Genomic DNA, 19,019 nt, shown 5'->3' with positions numbered 1-19,019 from the left:
ATAGATGAAAAAAGGCGTATTGTTGGTCAATTTAGGCTCTCCAGATAGCCCGAATCCAAAGGATGTAAAGACCTATTTGGATGAATTTTTAATGGATGAACGTGTTATTGATGTGCCATACCTATTGCGTAGTTTTATTGTTCGTGGGATTATTTTAAACACACGACCCAAGGCTTCAGCAGCGGCTTACCAAAAAATATGGTGGGAAGAAGGTTCTCCCCTTATTGTAATTTCAGAAAGATTACAGGAAAAGATTCAAAAGCAAATCGATTTTCCCGTGGCATTGGCAATGAGATATGGAAGTATGACCATCAAAAAAGGACTTCAGGAGTTGGTTGATCAGGGTGTTGACGAAGTATTGATGATTCCTCTATATCCTCAGTTTGCCATGGCAACTACAGAAACAATTATTGTTAAAGCTGAAGAAGTTAGAAAGGCATTTTTTCCGAATTTAAGCATAGCGGATTTACCAGCCTTTTATAATGATTCTGATTATATTGATGTGCTGTCAAACAGTATTGCTAGACATCTGCAAGGTCAATCTTATGATCACGTTTTGTTTTCTTACCATGGCGTCCCCGAGCGACACATTAAAAAGAGTGATATTACCAAATCACATTGTAAAATTGATGGTAGCTGTTGTGTGACTGCTTCAAAAGCGCACCAATTCTGCTACAGACATCAATGTTTTGAAGTAACAAGACTTGTGGCTGAAAAACTCAATTTGAAGGAAGGCGCCTTTTCTACATCATTCCAATCTCGATTAGGATTTGATCCATGGTTACAACCCTATACCGATAGAACGATTGAAAGGTTAGGTAAAAATGGTGTAAAAAACTTAGCCATTGTAACACCTGCCTTTGTTAGTGATTGTTTAGAAACATTAGAAGAAATAGCCATGGAAGGTCAGGAAATTTTCCATGAAGTAGGAGGTAAGAATTACACCACAGTGCCTTGTTTGAATGATGACCAAGAATGGGTAAATTTGTTGAGCAAATGGATAAACCATTGGGGCCAATCTGTAACATCTTAAATTTATGTCCAAAGTAACATCAGATGATTTAGGCACGCAGCCAATAAGTAAATTATTGGTGAAGCAAGCGGTTCCAGCTTCCATAGGTATTTTGGTGATGTCCCTGAATATCTTGGTGGATACCATTTTTGTTGGAAATTGGATTGGTTCTATTGCCATTGCGGCTATCAACGTTGTGTTACCAGTTTCCTTTTTTATTGCCGCACTTGGTATGAGTATTGGTGTAGGGGGATCTTCTATAATCTCTCGGGCTTTGGGTGCAAAAAATAAAGAGAAGGCCCTCCAAACCTTCGGGAATCAATTGTCGTTAACCATAACTTTTACAGTCATTTTGGCTGTTTTGGGGCTTTATTTTGTAGACACCATGATTCCAGCTTTTGGTGGAAAAGGCGATATTTTTGGTCCAGCAAAGATTTATTATATCATAGTGTTATATGGGGTGCCCTTTTTGGCACTTTGTATGATGGGGAATACGGTTATTAGAGCCGAGGGCAAGCCTAAATTTGCCATGTATGCCATGTTGATACCATCTATTGGAAATTTAATCTTGGATTACGTTTTCATCAATTTGATGGATTGGGGAATGGCAGGTGCTGCTTGGGCAACTACCGGATCATATTTGTTGTGTTTCCTCTTTATTGTTTGGTATTTCAAGTCCAAACATTCTGAATTGAAATTGAGTTTCCATCATTTGTTTCTTAAAAAAGATATTGTTAAAGAAATAGGGTCGCTGGGTTTTGTTACCCTTGCTCGACAAGCGGTTGTGAGTATTACCTATCTGTTTATGAATAATATTCTTTTCAATTTAGGCGGGGAGTTATCTGTAACGGCTTATGCCATTGTCGGAAGAATGCTCATGTTTGCCTTGTTTCCTGTTTTTGGTATTTCGCAGGGATTCTTGCCAATAGCGGGATATAATTATGGCGCTTCTGAATATGCTCGAGTTCGCGAATCGATTAATACAGCAATTAAATATGCCATTATCTTGGCCAGTATCATTTTTGTGTTGCTGATGGTTTTTCCAGATTACATCACCAGGCTGTTTACTGATGATGAGGAAGTTCTAAAAGAAACACCTTCTGCTATGCGTTGGGTGTTTGCGGCAACTCCTATTATTGCCATCCAGCTAATAGGTGCTGCCTACTTTCAGGCCATAGGTAAAGCCATTCCGGCACTTTTATTAACCTTGACTAGGCAAGGATTCTTCTTTATTCCACTTATTCTTATTTTACCTATTTTCTTAGGGGAAAGAGGTGTATGGATGTCCTTTCCTATTTCTGATGTTTTATCAACCATTGTTACGGCCTATTTTTTGAATAAGGAGGTGAGAAAACATTTAATTGGTCAACCTATTCAATCAAATTAACTGTGGAATATTATAACTACATAAAATCATTACACCTCATTTTTGTGATTACTTGGTTTGCTGGTCTTTTTTATATTCCTAGACTGTTTGTCTATCAAATTGAGGCTTTTCATAAACCATCTCCCGAAAAGGAAATTTTGGGGGATCAATTAAGATTGATGGCCAAAAGGCTATGGAATATTATTACTTGGCCATCTGCTATTTTAGCAACTATTTTTGCCGTTTGGTTATTAATTTTACAACCATTTTGGTTGCAACAACCTTGGATGCATGTGAAGTTGCTTTTTGTGGTGCTATTGATAATTTATCATCTAAAAACCCATCAGTTTTTCAAGCAGCTACAGAGAGGAGAGGTAAAAAAAACTTCCAATTTTATGCGACTTTGGAACGAAGGGGCCACCTTTATCCTATTTGCTGTAGTCTTTTTGGTTATTCTGAAAAGTGCCATCAATTGGGTGTTTGGTCTCGTTGGTTTAATAGTTCTTGGAATATTAATCATGCTTGGATTTAGGGTTTACAAGAATATAAGAAGTAAAAATCCAAACGCTTAAATTTGGTGTGATAATTGTTACCTTTAGGTCAATTCAATAGATTTCTTTAAATGCAGCTTAGAAGATTTTCGTTTCGTTACCGCATCTTTATAGCCATGATTTTTTTGGTGCTTTTAGCCTCCATTGTCATTGCGGTGGTAACAGTTTATCAATATAACGAAGAAGCTCAGGACTATCATAAGGACAGACTAGAAAGTAAGGAAGCAAATATTAAAGAACACATAGATTATGTGATCAATGAGACAACTTACGAAGTCAAAACTGAGAAAATACCTAATATTTTCAGGTATAATGATAAGATTTATGAAATTGCTGCCATTCATAGGCTAACGATTAATTTATATGATCTGGAAGGAGGCTTTTTGATTTCTTCAAAAGCCAGCATGCCCAACGATTCTATTCCAAAATGTCTCGATGCTGAGATTTTAAACCAATTGGCCAATACAGCTGAACATCGATATGTCATTAAAAGTATGGAAGACGGTCAGATAAAGCAGGCTTCTTTTTCCTATATCACAGATCGTAAGTTTAAACCTCTAGCCATTTTGCATATCCCCTATCTGGGAGATGATAACTTTCTAAACAAAGAGTTGGAAGATTTCTTGATTAAGTTGGGAATTGCCTATTTGTTTATGCTTTTCATTGCAGTAGGATTGGCCTACTTATTGTCCAAATACATCACAAAATCCTTGAAGACCATTAGTGATAAAATCAAGGAAACAAGACTAGAAAAGCGAAACAAAAAGATCAACATTGAGTCACCAAGTGAGGAAATAGAATTATTAGTGTCTTCATATAACAGCATGATTGACGAACTGGAGGATAGTGCGGTTAAGTTGGCCACAAGTGAGCGGGAACAAGCGTGGAGGGAAATGGCAAAACAAGTAGCTCATGAGATAAAAAACCCCTTGACACCCATGCGGCTGAGCGTGCAGAGTTTCCAAAGGAAATTTGATCCTCAAGATCCAGAAATCTTCAATAAGGTCAATGAATATTCAAAAACCTTGATTCAGCAAATTGATACTATGAGTTCTATTGCCGAGGCATTTTCAAATTTTGCCAAGATGCCTGCACAAAAAAGTGAAACCCTTAATGTTGTAGAAATTACCAAATTGGCTTTGGATATTTTTAGTGAGGACTTTATCCATTTCAACTCAGATAAAGAACAAATTACTGCCAAGTTTGATAGAACACAGCTTATAAGGGTCATTACCAATTTGGTTAAAAACGGTATCCAAGCGATTCCTGAAGATCAAGAGCCCAAAAATATTGTGGTTCATGTTTTTGAAGAAGCATCAAACGTGGTTATTTCTGTCGCCGATAATGGGCAAGGAATTTCAGAAGAAAACAAAGAAAAAATCTTTGAACCTAAATTTACTACCAAAACGAGTGGGATGGGACTTGGCCTGGCTATGGTTAAAAACATCGTGGAAACTTACCATGGAAGTATTACCTTTACATCTATTAAAGATAAAGGGACCACTTTTAGGGTATCCTTTCCAAAAGAATAAATTATGTCTTACAACAATATTATTGCCGATTTTGATAACGGAATTACTACCATTACCATTAATCGTCCGAAAAAACTAAACGCATTAAATAAAGAAACCATTGCCGAACTTCACGAAGCTTTCAAGGAGGCAGATCAAGATAGTGATGTTAAAGTCATTATCATTACAGGTAGTGGTGAAAAGGCTTTTGTAGCGGGAGCCGATATTAGTGAGTTTGCCCATTTTGATGTCAACGAGGGAAAGCTTTTAGCGGCTAAAGGGCAAGAGTTATTGTTTGAATTCGTAGCTCATTTGTCAACACCTGTGATAGCTGCTGTCAATGGTTTTGCCTTAGGTGGCGGATTGGAATTAGCTATGTCATGCCATATTAGAGTTGCTAGTGACAACGCCCGAATGGGATTGCCTGAAACTTCTTTGGGTGTGATTCCTGGTTATGGTGGAACCCAACGACTACCGCAATTGATTGGAAAAGGTAGGGCGATGGAGCTTATTATGACCGCTGGTATGATAGACGCCAATACGGCACTGGGATATGGTTTGGTAAACCACGTGTCTAGCCAAGAGGAGTTATTGCCTTTAGCTCAAAAAATAGCGGGAAAAATCATGAAAAATTCTTCAGTTGCTATTGCTTCAGCAATTAAGGCTATCAATGGCAATTATGAAGATGGTGTTAATGGTTTTGAACTCGAAATCAATGAATTTGGAAACTGTTTTGGAACAGAAGATTTCGCTGAAGGAACCACAGCATTTTTAGAAAAACGACCTGCTGATTTTCCTGGAAAATAGGAAGGCAGAGTCCATTGTGGATAACTTCAAAATACTTTAACATTATTGGAGGCTAATAATTGATAGCTTTAAAAAGATTTCCTGAGCAAATTTCTTTTTAAACCAGTATTATGGATTCCAAAACTGCCATCAAAGGGCGTGGTGCCCAAATGAATGTCGCCAATCGGTTTTTTGAACTGAATCATGAAGTTCGGGCAGATTTTTTGGAGTATTGTGCTAAGGAAGGCGAAGAGGCTGATAAAAACAAGACGCTTTTTTTAGAAGTTTTTCCAAAAACCATAGTCAATAAAGTGGATAGTCCCGATGTGGGGATGTCATATTCCATGAATATCTATCAAGGTTGTGAACACGGCTGTGTTTATTGCTATGCAAGAAATTCTCATGAATACTGGGGTTATGATGCAGCCCTTGATTTTGAAAGGCGAATTATGGTTAAAAAAAACGCGCCTAGACTTTTGGAATCTTTTTTATCAAAAAAATCATGGAAGGCTTATCCTATTGTCATGTCTGGTAATACAGATTGTTACCAACCAGCCGAAAAGCAATTTGAATTAACCCGACAGTGTTTGGAAGTTTTTTTAAAATTAAGGCATCCCGTGGGAATTATAACTAAAAACAGTTTGATTTTAAGGGATCTGGATTTATTGAAAGAGCTAAACAAGGACCAGCTGATTCAAGTCAATATGTCCATTACCTCTTTATCTGAGGAAACCAGACGCATTTTAGAACCTCGAACGGCAACTATTCAAAAGCGATTGGACACGGTTCGAATACTTAGCGATGCAGGTATTCCCGTGAATGTGATGATAGCTCCTGTCATCCCATCTATAAATAGTCATGAAATTTTACCATTGGCAAAAAAGATTTCAGAGTATGGAGCACAATCAATTGGACATACAGTGGTTAGGTTGAACGGCGCTATTGGTGAAATTTTCACAGATTGGATCAAAAAGACTCTGCCAGATCGCGCCGAAAAGGTGTTGCATCAAATTGAAAGCTGCCATGGAGGGACTTTGAATGAAAGTAGGTATGGTGTCAGGATGAAGGGAGAAGGAAAAATTGCAGAGCAAATAGGAATAGCCATGAGCTTGGCCAAAAGAAAATATTTCAAGGATAGAGCTTTGACGCCTTTAAATACGTCTTTGCATGAGGTTAATAAAAATGGTCAGTTAAGGCTGTTTTAAAATAAAAAAACCCCGATCCTTCGGGGTTTTTACTCAAAATCAATAAGCGTTTCACACACTAATTTAAATTCAAAAACAGACTTATAAACTAAATTTTTCGATGTATTCGTGTCCTTCTGAATACATAACTAATTTGTAGTTTCCTTTTTCATTTTTAGAAAGTTTCAAAATTCTCTCCAAGATAATGTCGTTTGATAGTTTTTCAGAATAAACCAATTCGTTGCTCTTGCCATTTCCGTCATAGAAAAGCTCAATTTTAAGTGGATGCTTTTTAAGGGATAACTGAGAAATAAACACTTTTTCTTCTTCAATTCTAACTATTGGTTTATGGAATTGGCTTTCTTCTTTGTCGTGGAATGTTACCTCTTGAAAAGTGACAGTAAATGGTTTGGTCTTTATTTCAATGTCTTTTTCCAATTCAAAATAGTACTCTCCTGAAGGAAGTAAAGAAAGATCAAATTTTTTCTCGTAAGTACCCGACAAAAGAATTTTCTCAAGATAGATAACTTCATTATCGTTATCCTTTAAGGTTAATGTTGCACCTTTTTTAACATCTTTAAAGGTCACATAGGTTTCTTTTACGGCTCTTTTTTTAGCCAATGGCGGAAAATCATTTCCGAAGCTTAAGAAGGTAGTAAATACGGCTACCAATATTAAGCTGTTTTTAAGTACTTTTTTCATAACAGTGAGATTTATGGGTTTCACATGGGGCAAATTTAGAGGCTAAATGAGCAGATAAAAACAACAGTTTTTTCAAATTTATATGCTAAATTAACATCAATAAATAAACGAAAACGTTGTAGGGTTAAAATAGTATAGATAGTTGTTAAAAAACCATATTTTTGCAGTTCGAGTAAATTTTAATTTTGCAGCGAAAAGAGTTCTGAAATGAAAATAAAGGCTACATACGAAAAGGTTACAACAGGTTTTGGTAACTCTATTTTGGTAAGGCATCATACCGAAGCCATTAATGATGTGATTAAAAAGAGTAATGGAAAATGGCATTTTCACCCAGAGATAGAATTGGTTTATGTCAATAAAGGGAAAGGGAAGCGTCATATTGGAAACCATCTGTCTTATTTTAACAATAGTCAGTTAATGCTTTTAGGTTCCAATTTACCGCACTATGGGTTTACAGATCGTTTGACTAGTAATGGTTCCGAAACCATTATTCAATTCAAACCTGATTTTTTGGGGGACTTGTTTTTTGATAAACCTGAAATGACCAATATCAAACAGTTATTGGAAAGAGCAAAGCAGGGTATTTTATTTAAGCCTGAAACAAAAAAGGAAGTGGGGCCTAAGATACAAAGTCTAGTTACCTATGAAGGTTTTGAAAGAATCATCAAGCTATTGGAAATACTCAATGAACTTGGGCTTTCCAAAGATTACACACTTTTGAACGTCGATGGGTTTGCTTTTGAGACAGAACCTAAGGACAACGAAAAGCTAAATATCATTTTCAAATTCATCAACAACAACTTCAAAAGAGCCATCTCCTTAGAGGAAATTGCAGATAAGGTGAGTATGACCGAACCGGCATTTTGTAGGTATTTGAAAAAGGCAACAGGGAAAACCTTTACGAGACTCGTTAATGAATATCGCGTAGTGCACGCCACCAAGTTACTAAACGAAAGTCAGCTGAGTATTACAGATGTTTGTTTTGAAAGTGGTTTTAATAACTTCTCACACTTCAATAAACTGTTTAAGGAAATTACAGGAAAGAGCGCCTCCAAATATCGCGCAGAAATTAAACACATTATTCAGTACTAAACCGTACCATTCCATTCGGAATAAAATTGATTGAGGTAATCAACCATAAAATCATGTCGTTTTTGAGCCAGTTTTTTTCCTGTTTCCGTATTCATGCGGTCTTTGAGAAGTAAAAGCTTTTCATAGAAATGGTTAATAGTTGGAGCTTCAGATTTTTTATAAGCTTCCTTGGTCATATTGAGTTGAGGTTTTACCTCAGGATCATAAATTTTCCTGTTTTTAAACCCACCATAATTAAAGGTTCTGGCAATTCCTATGGCTCCGATAGCATCCAGGCGGTCAGCATCCTGAACAACTTCCAACTCAGCTGAATGAAAATCGGGTTGAAAATTTCCGCCTTTAAAAGAAATGTTCTTGATAATTTGAACAATATGATCAATATAGGTTTGATCCAAATGTAAGGTCCTGAGAAAGTTTTCAGCTTTTTCAGGACCTATAGATTCATTGCCATCGTGAAATTTACTGTCGGCAATGTCATGAAGTAATGCAGACAAGGCAACAATTAAATGATTGACATTTTCGGTTTTGGCTATCAAGAGGCTGTTTTTATATACACGCTCGATGTGAAACCAATCGTGGCCTCCTTCGGCATGTTGTAATTCTTGCTTAACAAACGCTTCAGTTTTTTTTATAAGCTCTTGTTCCAAAAAGAAAGAGATGTTTAGCTTTTTAATGCAGCTGGTTCAACCCATTTAAACTGATAAGGTTCATTTGGGATTTTCATGCGTTCAGCCAATCGGGTTAATCTAGCTGGTAGGTTCATAAGATAGTCCCTAGCTTTTTCAGCTTCATCGTTGAGGTTTCCAATTTTATCTATTTCCCAGCGTACAAGAAGTTTTTCCAAAATGTCAACGTAATCTTTAGAGGTGTAAACACCCAAACGTTGTGCTGTATTTGAAAATTCTTCAAAAGCTTGACCAATGCTTTGCCCAGTTTCTCTTAAGAAATGAGCCGGCATGGTAATTTTTAACTTCATCATGTGGTGGAAAGCCAACATCATGTTGCTAGGATCCACCTTAAAAATACGTTCTACAAACTCACAATAGGCATTGTGGTGTCTCATTTCGTCACCTGAGATGATTTTACACATTCTAGACAGCTTAATATTGCCTTTTTTCTTGGCAATTTGAGCGACTCGATTATGTGAAATATAGGTAGCCAATTCCTGGAAACTCGTATACAGGAAATTTTTATAAGGATCTCGATCGGTTCCAATGTCAAACCCGTCAGCAATTAGGTATTGCGTTGTTTTTTCAACTTCCTTCATGTTGACTCTTCCTGAGAGATATAAGTATTTGTTCAACACATCACCATGGCGATTTTCTTCAGCGGTCCAATGGCGTACCCATTTAGACCACGAATTTCTGCCCACTTGGTCTACCCCTTCAACATCCATCAACCAGGATTCATAGGTAGGCAAAGCCTCTTCGGTGATCATATCTCCAACAAGTACCACCCAAAAGTCATAGGGTAATTCTTTTGAGAGTTCTCTAATTTCTTCCACTTCGTTCAAGAAGGAGTCTTTTTCTGAGTTTGGCAGAAAATCGGTAGGTTGCCAAATGCTATCTATGGGGATAAGATATTTTTCGATGAGTGAATCCACGTCTTTTTCCAAGAACTGCATCACTTCCAGTCTTACATTTTTTAAAGACATAATTATAAGGTTTTAGTATTGAATTCCAGAGGTAATGGTTTCTTCTATTGTAGAAACCAAATTCTCCCTATTTTCAAAGGTAGCCAATTTAATGGGCTTATGCACAGTTAAAGAGATTTTTGCGCCCAATCCCATAGGGAATTTCCCATATTTTAACGTTTTCCAGGAGTTATTAATGGTGATGGGTACTATGGTAGCAGATGGTATTTTTTTGAATAACATCTCCAAACCTTTGGTTTGAAATTTTTTAGGAGTTCCATCTTTGCTTCTAGTTCCTTCTGGGAAAATCACCGCTGCCCGATTGTTGCTTTCGATATATTCTCCAAATTTCATAATGGCAGGAATGGATTGCCTTGGATTTTTTCTGTCGATCAAAACAGAGCCTCCATGTCTTAAATTATAGGACACACTGGGAATTCCTTTTCCCAATTCTATCTTACTGATGAATTTTGGATGATGTTTTCTCATATGCCATAAAATGGGAGAAATATCATACATGCTTTGGTGGTTGGCTACAATGATTAGAGGTTGGTTGGTATCAATGTCATAGTCGTTATGAAACGTATAAGTAGTTCCTAAAACATTCATGGAGCGCATCAGAAAAAACTGCAACCAATCAACACTTATTTTATGTGCTTGATAACCAAAAACATTAAAGCAAACCCATTGAATGGGATGAAAAACAATTAAGGTCAGCCCAAAAAACAGAAAATATAAAATAGTTAAGGGATAAGCTAGTATTTTTTGCATGGGTCAAAGTTAGTCCAAAATTGGAAACAAAAAAGCCACATTGATATGTGGCTTTAATTTTTTTTAGATTTTAAATCTAGCAATGCTCGTTATAGGCATCCATTAAGTTGTCAGCAATCATTTCTGCTGGTCTTCCTTCAATGTGATGACGCTCTAGCATATGAACCAATTCACCATCCTTAAACAAAGCCATACTAGGAGAGCTTGGAGGGAAAGGAATCATATATTCTCTAGCTTTAGTTGTTGCATCTTTATCTACACCTGCAAAAACGGTCACCAAATGATCAGGCGTTTTAGCATTTTGCAAACTCATTCTTGCCCCAGGACGTGCGTTTGCTGCCGCACAACCACAAACAGAGTTGACCACTACTAAGGTCGTTCCCTCTTTGGCTATAGCAGCATCAACAGCCTCTACAGTATGCAATTCCTCAAACCCAACATTGGTTAAATCTTCGCGCATTGGTTTTACTAATTCTGCTGGATACATATATTTAATTTTTTATGATTAATAATTGTGGGGCAAAGATACCAATTGTGTAACAAATGGCAGAAGCATTCTACTAACAAATAGTATATTTACCTATAAATTAAATTGATAGTTTCCATGAGTATTTCAAAATGGCTTGGAGCTGCTTTGGGTTGGTCTTTTGGCGGACCTATAGGAGCAATTATTGGATTGGCTTTGGGGTCGGTTGTAGATTCGATGGCAGATGGTGATGGATTTCCCTATTTGGGAGAAGGGGAGCCCAGAAAAAGAGAACGACCTAGATACCGAAAAAGGCCTAATTATGATCAGTATACCGAGCGAAAAACAACCTCCGGAGATTTTGAGGTGAGTTTGTTGATCTTGGCATCTATAGTGATTAAGGCTGATAACCATCAAGATCAAAGAGAACTGAATTTTGTGCGTCAATATTTTGCTAACATGTATGGTAAGGAACGGGCTAACCACGCCTTTAAGCTGTTTAAAAATATTAACCAACAAGATATTTCTACAAGACAGGTCTGTATGCAAATTCAACGGATGATGGACCACGCCTCCAGACTTCAACTCATTCACTTTTTATTTGGTATTGCTAAAGCAGATGAACATGTCACCGAGGCTGAAGTCAAGCAGATCTATACCATTTCTGGTTATTTAGGGGTTAGCTCTCGAGATTTTGAAAGCATTAAAGAGATGTTTTATAACAGCGTGGACCACGCCTATAAAATCTTGGAAATTGATAAAAATGCTTCGGTTGAAGAGATAAAAGCCGCATATAGAAAAATGGCCAAAAAATACCATCCCGATCGGGTGGCGCATTTAGGGAAGGAGCACCTGGAAGGAGCCGAGGAAAAATTTAGACAGGTACAACAGGCTTACGAACAACTTCAAAAAGAAAAAGGATTTTAAAAAAATGGATATTTAAAGGAGACCTTTTGTCTATTTGACCATTAATAAGAAAAACAACCTTATGAATGATAAAAAGATATTGGCTCTTTTTAAAAATGGTCAAGAGGAGAAAGCCTTTCTAAAACTTTACGCCCTTTACCCTAGGATTGAGAAGCTTATTTTGTCTAAAGGAGGCACTAAAAATGATGCTCAAGATGTGTTTCAAGAATCACTAATCATCTTGCATCGCAATTTAGAAAAGTCAAATTTCAAACTTACTTCTTCATTTTACACTTATTTATATTCTGTATCACGTTTTGTTTGGAAGGATATCCAAAAGGGATACTCAAAACAGGAGCTTATGGATTTTTCAAAGGAAGAAACCGAAATGTTCCAAGATGTTTTGGAGGAAAGGAAATTCAAATTAGCAGAGAAAGCATTCTCTGAATTAGGAAATCGATGTCGGCAATTGCTGCAACTGTTTTACTTGAAAGATTGGTCTTTCAAAGTTATTGCAGAACATATGCAGTTCAAATCTGAAAAAATTGCCAAGAATCAAAAGTATAAATGCCTTAAGAAGGTTAAGAGCATTTATGAAACTTTAATTACCAATCATTCTTAATTCAGAAACCATGGAAAAATTCACAAAAAATATAGATGCCATTGAAGCTTATTTGAAAGAGCAGCTTAGTTATGAGGAGGCTTTAAGGTTTGAAAAAGACTTGGAGTCAGATGTTGATTTTCAAAATGATTTTGCTTTTCATAAAGCATTCTTAGGTGGAATGAAAAGGACATCGTTAAAAAAAGATATTCAACAAGCTAGGAAGTTATATAGGACAAGGAGGTATTTTAAGATCGGAATTTTAATTACGGCTGCATTAGTTGGGTTTTTGTTGGTCTATTTGTTGGTCCTAAAAACAAATGATAACAATAGCCAAGATTCAAAACTGCCAAAAAAGGAACTGCCCAGTAAAGCGATTATAGTTCCGCCAGTAAGTATAGATTCTATTTTAAATGATACCATAATAGATAGGAAAGAAGATATTCCTGTGGAAAAAAAGAGTCTTAAAGGCAATAAGCATATTAGAAATACTAAAGATTCTGTTGAAAGTAGCCATGTAGATAGGCTAGTAAAAAAGGCGGTTCACTTTGTTTTACAGTCTGAAAAGGACACAATTTTAAAGCTTCCCGAGGGGACCCAAATTAAAATTAAAGCCAATTCCTTTAAGAATTCTAAAGGATTAAAGGTTCAAGGCGTGGTTGATTTTAGGGTTACGGAGTATTACAAAATATCTGATATGCTGTTGGCAAATTTATCAACAACCTCAGAAGGCGAAATTCTGGAAACTGGAGGCATGTTGTTTGTTGAGGCTTTAAGGGAAGGTGAAAATTTAGAACTTGATCAATCCATAGAAATAAGTTTTCCGTGTAAAAAGAAGAAAAAGGATATGGAATTGTTTACTGGAGAGTGGGCAGATTCTGGAGTTAATTGGGTGATGGTAGAGGAGGAAGATGAATTGGAAAATATTGAAGTCATGGAGCCAGTTTCAGAAATATTTGAAGAGGCTTATGTTGAAGTCCCGTTTAACCTGGTTGAGCAGCCCCCTGTTTTCCCTGGATGTCAAGAAGAAGGAAGGGAAGCTTTAATATCTTGCTTCAATGAGAAAATGAAGGCCTTCTTTTTAGAGAAGTTTAATTTAAGTATTGCTGAAGAGTTAAAGTTTACTGGGAAATTTTCTGTTAACGTATTTTTTAAAATTGATACTAATGGAAACGTTTTCAATGTATATGCCCATGCGCCTCATAAAAAAATAGGAGAGGAGGCGTTGAGGGTTGCTCACCTATTGCCGCAAATGAGTCCGGCCAAACAGAGAAACAAGGAAGTGATGGTTCCTTATTTTATTCCGTTGGAATTTAAATTTCCAGGAAGAACGAAGTCAAGACGTGTCATACGGGTGGCAGACGACTCTTTGTATGTTCAAGGTTTTAATAGAAAATGGGCGGAGCGAGATAGTATCAAGGGGTCAGGTCGTCGTTCGGTTTCAACCCATGATGTTCTTCAATATGTCATGGTTAGCTCAAAATTGGGTTGGATTAATTGCGATAGATTTATAAACAGCCGAAAAGAAAGGGTAAAATATAAATTCAAATTAAAAAATGCCGACGGAAGCAAGGTTAGTTTGGTTTTTAAATCGATAAAATCCATTCTTCGTGGCAAATCAAACAATAACTATTTTGATTTTGGTGAGTTGCCAAAAGATGAAGAGGTGATGCTGGTTGTGATCAAGAAAAAAGGAGATGTATTTTATTTTGGATTGAAAGAGGAATTGGTTGGAGATATTTCGGAATTAGAGGTTGATTTCAAAGAATTAAATGGCGATGGTTTGAAGGAAGAATTAGAAAACCTGAATACATATTTGGAAGAGTAGGCTCTATGATCATGTACTTATTAAGTGGGAAGAGAGTTTAAGAATTTCGATGTTTATTGTGTAAAAAGTGTATCAAATCGCCCATCACGTATTTCTATGGTCTCCCCAGTTGTAGGATGGATGATATCAAATTCAAAAACTCCTGAAACAATGTGGTTTTCAAAATCTAGTTTGGTAATGGTCATGTTCCCTAAATTTGAATTACAAGTAGTTGCACCTAAGTATTGATTGGAAAATAGGACTTCGGCATAATAATTTTCGGGCTCTTTACAAGTTAAATTATAATGCATTTCATTTTCAATCTCTACTCCAATAGAAGCTATTACGATAAGATCAAAGACGCTGTGGTTTTCATCAATTCCACCAATTCCAAAATAATACTCCCCATCCACCAATTGATAAAAGCAATTAAAGTAGCCTCCAGAAGCATCTATATAGCTAGTACCATTAACATAACAGGCAAAAGTGCCAGCCCCTGTTTGGGTAGCTGGAGGTAGTGCTTCTTGGTTATCGTCATCGTTTTTGCAACTAAAAATCAACAGTAATAAGGAACAAAGTAAGATAACAGGGTTTTTCATAAAAAACTAAAACTTTTTTATTGGGTGAAGAGCGTATCAAATCTGCCATCTCGTATTTCTATGATTTCACCGGTTGTAGGGTGGATAATATCAAATTCAAAAACACCAGAAACAATGTAGTTTTCAAAATCTAGTTTGGTAATGGTCAAAGTTCCAGGGTTCGATATGTCAGTATATGAATATGAAAGACTATTTTCTGCTAAAATTAATGCAGCAATTGAATAATCTCCAAAATTTGTCAATTCATAATTTTCTCCTTCATAAATCTCAAATTTACTTGCATAAATAGTAATTTCACTAATTCCGAAAGCACTGTCCTCTCCTGCAATGTGAAAATAATACTCCCCATCCACCAATTGATAAAAGCAATTAAAGTAGCCTCCAGAAGCATCTATATAGCTAGTACCATTAACATAACAGGCAAAAGTGCCAGCACCTGTTTGGGTAGCTGGAGGTAGGGCTTCTTGGTTGTCGTCATCGTTTTTACAACTGAAAAGTAAAAAAATAGAAAACAGGAGTAGGGCTATCTGTTTCATTTGCTTTTTTTGTTTAAATATAAACAGATGTTTTAGTTTATCATGACAGAGAAATGAGAATAAATGTTATCAAATGGTAAAATTGATTAAAAATACGTAGAACTACGTGTTATTTTACGTGAATAAGGTTATTGGTGACAAGCAATTTTAAAAAGATCGAACGAAGTAAGTGTAAAATAACCTGTTGTGCTTATTTTTGAACCTCATTCGTATAGTATAAAACAGATATGACAGAAAATAAAGCGCCTTTTACAAGACAAGAAGAAAATAATAATGTATGGTTGTCTCATTTAGATGCTTCAGAGTTTCAATTGGTAGATCATGGAATAACGCCAACTGTGCTGCCTTCCGAAGCAGCTGTGGGACAAGCCATGTTGCAGGAATTATATGCAACTGCAGCCGAAAAAGAAGGGGATATTAACATCGCGCTTTTGGGTGGTCGTGGTGCTCAGGAATTACATCGTTTATTGGGTGAGATCGCTAAAACAGGTGAGAAAGATGCATTGTTAAGTCGGTTAAATGTATTTACACAAGACGCTTTGGCACCAATGAAAATGGCTAATGGCTTCAGTTTTGTTAGGGATTTTGAACGTATTTTGGGAGACACCTTCTTCAAAAAAATAAAAAGCTTTACCCCCATGCAAACCGATACAGATGACCTGGAAACGGCGCTTATGGGGTATTTGACGAAACTAGAAAATTTAGGTGGATTGGATATCTTTTTTATTGGTCATGGACCAGAAGCCAACCAAGCGTCTCACTTGGCTTATATAAAACCGTTTTCAGGGGCGCAGTGGCATCATGTTGCGGGAATCATACCTATTTCAAATAGTATTTTAGAGCATCATATCAATAAATTTAAGGCAGGGGGCAGTTTGGTGAGTGAAAGAGACGAACAGGAATGTCGAGCAGCAAAATATATTTTAACTCTTGGTCCTGCGGCGATATTACAAGCCAAAAAAGTGGTGCAGTCGGTGGTTGATGCTGATACAGCTCCAGCTAAAGTAGACACTTATGCAAAGGTGCTTCAAACAACAATTAGTTCCGATCTGGAGGAAGCCAAACAGCAATTAAACGCCAATCCAGGTTTGTGGATCAGATTGCATCCAAATACCAAATCGTTTGTATTGCCTAATCTCGGCGTGTAAAGCAAACATTTACTTTAAGTTTAAGCGCATACCAAAAAACAAGCGCCTGCTCTGATTGGGAGCATACACATAAGATGGATCAAAAGTAAGCGCATACGGATTGTCTGGGGTAGGAATGACATTACCATTGCTGTCAAAATCCACATGTTCATCAAAGGGATCGTCGGCTCGAGCTATTAAGAAGGGCTCCTTTTTACCAGGAGTCCAATTGAGAATATTCTTGACACCGCAATAGAATTCTATGTTTTGTAAACCATCATACGTGACTTGAATGTTTTGAAGGCTCCATATAGGCGATTCGTTGCTTCTGGGGTCCAATTCACCTAGAGTTGGTAATAACATAGAGCCATAAATGCTTCCGGTATAATCAAAGGAAAGGTCTGTAGGGTAATGTTTGTAGGTCATACCCCAATTTCCTGAGAAACGTTCGGTAAGCAATTGCCTGTTTTTTTCGCCGTTTTCATATTGATTCACTTCTTGAAAAGTGGCGCCTATATTGGCCTTGATACCATGAGCAAAAACGGCATCAAAATTTAGGCTTACACCTTGTGAAATGGCGTGTCCGTCTAAATTATCATAAATAATTTGGTTGGGATTGGTTTCATAATCGGGTACAATTTGATTGGTGAAATAGGTATACCAAGCCGAAGCATCTAGGGTAAACATCATACCACTAGTTGTGTATATCTTTTTGAGGTAATTGATGTTCACGTTATATGATTCTTCAGGTTCTAAGGCTTCTTCTATTATCACATCGCGCGCGCCGGTCAAAGCGGCGTGTTCTTCGGTGAATAGATTGACGACTCTAAACCCCGTTCCAGCATTAATACGGACAATGTCTTCGTCAGTAGGTTTAAATCTATAGGCAACTCTGGGGGTAAAAATGCTCCCGTGGCGTTTATCGTAATCATAACGGGCGCCTAATAATACATGATGTTTGCTGTTAAAGGCTATTTCGTCTTGAATGAAAAGCGAAGGAATGGTTACCTCGTCGGCCGTTTCTGTGGCTGTGGTGTTGTCGTTATAGTAATTGTATCTTATCGCAGTGCCTAAGAGTAAATCATGGTTTTGGATGGACTTATCCCAAATTAATTGTCCAAAACCGATACGTTGTTGCGCTATGTAGGGCATGTTCCCATATACGGAGTTTTGATCATGGTCGGAGTATGAAAACTGGAGGTTTACTTTTTCTTTAAAAGGCAACTGGTAATTCCCTATCACTTCAAAACGAGAGGTGTAAATGCTTTCGCCATAAATGTCGCCGCCACCTCGATAGCTCTTGTTCCAGTTCATTTCTCCACCCCATCGATCTTCATAGAAATACCTACCAGCAATTGAAAAAGCTCTGTTTTTAGGTCTGTCAAAAGACCATTTTTGAAAAACCGAGATTCGGTCTTGTAAGGTTACATCAGTAAAATGATCGTTGTTGTTGTCTATGGGGTTGCTGTAATGGAAATAATTAATTCCGGTCAAGACATTCGTTTTATTGCCAAGTGTAGCTTTATATCCTAAATCAATGTTGGCTTCTCCCCAGCCTGTTACAAAACTATCTAATGTGAGTTTGGAAGTGTTTTCTGGTAATTTGGTAATGATATTGATTAAACCGCCCACGGCCTCACTTCCGTATAAAGAAGAAGCAGGTCCTTTCACAATCTCTATTTGCTCAATCAATGAATTAGGAATTCCCGACAGGCCATATACGGTGGAAAGTCCACTTACTATCGGCATGCCATCAATAAGAACCAGGGTGTAAGGACCTTCTAATCCATTGATATGGATGTCTCCCGTATTACAAACATTGCAATTGATTTGGGGGCGCACTCCATTTACATTCTGTAGAGCTTCAAAAATACTGGGGGTTGGGTTTTGTTTTAAAAAGGTGGTCGAGTAGATTTCCACAGGTACCGGACTCTCGAGTCTGCTCACAGGTTTTAAGGTTCCTGTTATGACTACTTCGTTTAGAGCTTCGGTTTCATCAAGAGCGAAGTTTATGTTAAGATTTTGATTGGTTATCTCTATTTTATTGGTTTTGGTAGTAAACCCTGTAAAGGAAGCTGTAAGGGTATAAATCCCGGAAGGCACATTTTTTATTAAATAACTCCCTTGCTCATCAGTCACACCTCCCAGATTGGTGTTTTTTAAATAAACATTGACGTAGGGTAGTGGTTCGCCATTGGAGGTAACCAAACCCGAAATAGTAAAATCCTTTTGTCCGTGGGTTTTGAAAATGCCCAAAAGAATAAAAAAGTAAAGGAGGCGCATGTATGAAATAAACTTATTTTTATGCAAAGTTAAAATAAAATTTAGACAAGACTAAAAAATTGTTTTTATTAAAGTAAATCTATATC

19 protein-coding genes are annotated in these 19,019 nt (G+C 37.0%); 11 read left to right on the top strand and 8 right to left on the bottom strand.

The features are described from left to right. Nucleotides 1–4 precede the first annotated feature (4 nt). The 6 genes from hemH to GZ212_RS01370 all read left to right on the top strand — a co-directional run bounded on the left by hemH (nt 5) and on the right by GZ212_RS01370 (nt 6,431). Nucleotides 5–1,033: a ferrochelatase gene (gene hemH / locus GZ212_RS01395; protein ID WP_166956611.1), complete on the top strand. Its 1,029-nt coding sequence runs from the start codon at nt 5–7 to the stop codon at nt 1,031–1,033. Nucleotides 1,034–1,037: 4 nt separating this feature from the next. Then, the gene (locus tag GZ212_RS01390) at nt 1,038–2,399 is read left to right on the top strand and encodes an MATE family efflux transporter (RefSeq protein ID WP_166956609.1); all 1,362 of its coding nucleotides are present in this window, start codon (nt 1,038–1,040) and stop codon (nt 2,397–2,399) included. A gap of 2 nt (nt 2,400–2,401) precedes the next feature. Continuing rightward, on the top strand, nt 2,402–2,950 hold the full coding sequence (locus tag GZ212_RS01385; RefSeq protein WP_166956606.1) for a CopD family protein: 549 nt from the start codon (nt 2,402–2,404) through the stop codon (nt 2,948–2,950). Nucleotides 2,951–3,000: 50 nt separating this feature from the next. Then, nucleotides 3,001–4,461 carry an ATP-binding protein gene (locus tag GZ212_RS01380; protein ID WP_166956604.1) on the top strand — a complete coding sequence of 487 codons (1,461 nt, stop codon included), beginning with the start codon at nt 3,001–3,003 and terminating at the stop codon, nt 4,459–4,461. A 3-nt stretch (nt 4,462–4,464) separates the two neighbouring features. Next, complete coding sequence (locus GZ212_RS01375) at nt 4,465–5,247, top strand: enoyl-CoA hydratase/isomerase family protein (protein ID WP_166956601.1); 783 nt, start codon at nt 4,465–4,467, stop codon at nt 5,245–5,247. Between the two features lie 110 nt (nt 5,248–5,357). Next, entirely contained in the window at nt 5,358–6,431 is a 1,074-nt protein-coding gene (locus tag GZ212_RS01370; RefSeq protein WP_166956599.1) for a PA0069 family radical SAM protein, read from the top strand. Nucleotides 6,432–6,512: 81 nt separating this feature from the next. Here the strand turns inward: GZ212_RS01370 and GZ212_RS01365 are convergent, their stop codons facing one another. Next, nucleotides 6,513–7,112 (bottom strand): hypothetical protein, encoded by a 600-nt coding sequence (locus tag GZ212_RS01365; protein ID WP_166956596.1) that lies wholly within the window; start codon nt 7,110–7,112, stop codon nt 6,513–6,515. 207 nt (nt 7,113–7,319) lie between these two features. On the opposite strand from GZ212_RS01365, the gene GZ212_RS01360 reads away from it, so the two are divergent. Then, nucleotides 7,320–8,204 (top strand): AraC family transcriptional regulator, encoded by an 885-nt coding sequence (locus GZ212_RS01360; RefSeq protein WP_166956594.1) that lies wholly within the window; start codon nt 7,320–7,322, stop codon nt 8,202–8,204. Here the strand turns inward: GZ212_RS01360 and GZ212_RS01355 are convergent. The 4 genes from GZ212_RS01355 to GZ212_RS01340 all read right to left on the bottom strand — a co-directional run bounded on the left by GZ212_RS01355 (nt 8,201) and on the right by GZ212_RS01340 (nt 11,095). Beyond that, nucleotides 8,201–8,851, bottom strand: a complete 651-nt coding sequence (locus tag GZ212_RS01355) for an HD domain-containing protein (RefSeq protein ID WP_206080360.1) — start codon at nt 8,849–8,851, stop codon at nt 8,201–8,203. The genes GZ212_RS01360 and GZ212_RS01355 overlap by 4 nt on opposite strands. Nucleotides 8,852–8,865: 14 nt before the next feature. After that, on the bottom strand, nt 8,866–9,858 hold the full coding sequence (locus tag GZ212_RS01350) for an acyl-ACP desaturase (protein ID WP_053970678.1): 993 nt from the start codon (nt 9,856–9,858) through the stop codon (nt 8,866–8,868). 12 nt (nt 9,859–9,870) lie between these two features. Beyond that, entirely contained in the window at nt 9,871–10,608 is a 738-nt protein-coding gene (locus tag GZ212_RS01345) for a 1-acyl-sn-glycerol-3-phosphate acyltransferase (protein ID WP_166956591.1), read from the bottom strand. A 76-nt stretch (nt 10,609–10,684) separates the two neighbouring features. Then, nucleotides 10,685–11,095: a BrxA/BrxB family bacilliredoxin gene (locus tag GZ212_RS01340; RefSeq protein WP_053970676.1), complete on the bottom strand. Its 411-nt coding sequence runs from the start codon at nt 11,093–11,095 to the stop codon at nt 10,685–10,687. Nucleotides 11,096–11,212: 117 nt separating this feature from the next. Between GZ212_RS01340 and GZ212_RS01335 the strand changes: the two genes are divergently transcribed. From GZ212_RS01335 to GZ212_RS01325, 3 genes are all read left to right on the top strand, one after another. Then, a complete protein-coding gene (locus GZ212_RS01335; RefSeq protein ID WP_166956588.1) occupies nt 11,213–12,001 on the top strand; it encodes a TerB family tellurite resistance protein in 789 nt (262 codons plus the stop codon). Nucleotides 12,002–12,062: 61 nt separating this feature from the next. Beyond that, nucleotides 12,063–12,602, top strand: a complete 540-nt coding sequence (locus GZ212_RS01330) for an RNA polymerase sigma factor (RefSeq protein WP_166956585.1) — start codon at nt 12,063–12,065, stop codon at nt 12,600–12,602. A 10-nt stretch (nt 12,603–12,612) separates the two neighbouring features. Beyond that, nucleotides 12,613–14,409 (top strand): hypothetical protein, encoded by a 1,797-nt coding sequence (locus GZ212_RS01325; RefSeq protein ID WP_166956582.1) that lies wholly within the window; start codon nt 12,613–12,615, stop codon nt 14,407–14,409. A 53-nt stretch (nt 14,410–14,462) separates the two neighbouring features. On the opposite strand, the gene GZ212_RS01320 is transcribed toward GZ212_RS01325, so the two are convergent. Together GZ212_RS01320 and GZ212_RS01315 are read right to left on the bottom strand one after the other, a co-directional pair. Next, on the bottom strand, nt 14,463–14,987 hold the full coding sequence (locus tag GZ212_RS01320) for a hypothetical protein (protein WP_166956579.1): 525 nt from the start codon (nt 14,985–14,987) through the stop codon (nt 14,463–14,465). A 17-nt stretch (nt 14,988–15,004) separates the two neighbouring features. Continuing rightward, entirely contained in the window at nt 15,005–15,523 is a 519-nt protein-coding gene (locus GZ212_RS01315; protein ID WP_166956576.1) for a hypothetical protein, read from the bottom strand. Nucleotides 15,524–15,750: 227 nt separating this feature from the next. Here GZ212_RS01315 and GZ212_RS01310 point away from each other — a divergent pair, with 227 nt between their 5' ends. Further along, nucleotides 15,751–16,671, top strand: a complete 921-nt coding sequence (locus GZ212_RS01310; RefSeq protein ID WP_166956573.1) for a hypothetical protein — start codon at nt 15,751–15,753, stop codon at nt 16,669–16,671. Nucleotides 16,672–16,680: 9 nt separating this feature from the next. Here the strand turns inward: GZ212_RS01310 and GZ212_RS01305 are convergent, their stop codons facing one another. Beyond that, nucleotides 16,681–18,933 carry a TonB-dependent receptor gene (locus GZ212_RS01305; protein ID WP_166956570.1) on the bottom strand — a complete coding sequence of 751 codons (2,253 nt, stop codon included), beginning with the start codon at nt 18,931–18,933 and terminating at the stop codon, nt 16,681–16,683. Nucleotides 18,934–19,019 lie beyond the last annotated feature (86 nt).

Origin of the sequence: Mangrovimonas sp. CR14, assembly GCF_011764015.1 — a bacterium.
Classification (GTDB): Bacteria; Bacteroidota; Bacteroidia; order Flavobacteriales; family Flavobacteriaceae; genus Mangrovimonas; species Mangrovimonas futianensis.
The sequence above is the reverse complement of the archived record's forward strand: the minus strand, read 5'-3'. Positions and strand labels throughout refer to the sequence as shown.

Bases quoted from the DNA above. Each gene is read 5' to 3' on its own strand.
- hemH (WP_166956611.1), top strand. From the start codon at position 5: ATGAAAAAAGGCGTATTGTTGGTCAATTTAGGCTCTCCAGATAGCCCG.
- GZ212_RS01390 (WP_166956609.1), top strand. From the start codon at position 1,038: ATGTCCAAAGTAACATCAGATGATTTAGGCACGCAGCCAATAAGTAAA.
- GZ212_RS01380 (WP_166956604.1), top strand. From the start codon at position 3,001: ATGCAGCTTAGAAGATTTTCGTTTCGTTACCGCATCTTTATAGCCATG.
- GZ212_RS01375 (WP_166956601.1), top strand. From the start codon at position 4,465: ATGTCTTACAACAATATTATTGCCGATTTTGATAACGGAATTACTACC.
- GZ212_RS01370 (WP_166956599.1), top strand. From the start codon at position 5,358: ATGGATTCCAAAACTGCCATCAAAGGGCGTGGTGCCCAAATGAATGTC.
- GZ212_RS01365 (WP_166956596.1), bottom strand. From the start codon at position 7,112: ATGAAAAAAGTACTTAAAAACAGCTTAATATTGGTAGCCGTATTTACT.
- GZ212_RS01360 (WP_166956594.1), top strand. From the start codon at position 7,320: ATGAAAATAAAGGCTACATACGAAAAGGTTACAACAGGTTTTGGTAAC.
- GZ212_RS01350 (WP_053970678.1), bottom strand. From the start codon at position 9,858: ATGTCTTTAAAAAATGTAAGACTGGAAGTGATGCAGTTCTTGGAAAAA.
- GZ212_RS01345 (WP_166956591.1), bottom strand. From the start codon at position 10,608: ATGCAAAAAATACTAGCTTATCCCTTAACTATTTTATATTTTCTGTTT.
- GZ212_RS01340 (WP_053970676.1), bottom strand. From the start codon at position 11,095: ATGTATCCAGCAGAATTAGTAAAACCAATGCGCGAAGATTTAACCAAT.
- GZ212_RS01335 (WP_166956588.1), top strand. From the start codon at position 11,213: ATGAGTATTTCAAAATGGCTTGGAGCTGCTTTGGGTTGGTCTTTTGGC.
- GZ212_RS01330 (WP_166956585.1), top strand. From the start codon at position 12,063: ATGAATGATAAAAAGATATTGGCTCTTTTTAAAAATGGTCAAGAGGAG.
- GZ212_RS01325 (WP_166956582.1), top strand. From the start codon at position 12,613: ATGGAAAAATTCACAAAAAATATAGATGCCATTGAAGCTTATTTGAAA.
- GZ212_RS01320 (WP_166956579.1), bottom strand. From the start codon at position 14,987: ATGAAAAACCCTGTTATCTTACTTTGTTCCTTATTACTGTTGATTTTT.
- GZ212_RS01315 (WP_166956576.1), bottom strand. From the start codon at position 15,523: ATGAAACAGATAGCCCTACTCCTGTTTTCTATTTTTTTACTTTTCAGT.
- GZ212_RS01310 (WP_166956573.1), top strand. From the start codon at position 15,751: ATGACAGAAAATAAAGCGCCTTTTACAAGACAAGAAGAAAATAATAAT.
- GZ212_RS01305 (WP_166956570.1), bottom strand. From the start codon at position 18,933: ATGCGCCTCCTTTACTTTTTTATTCTTTTGGGCATTTTCAAAACCCAC.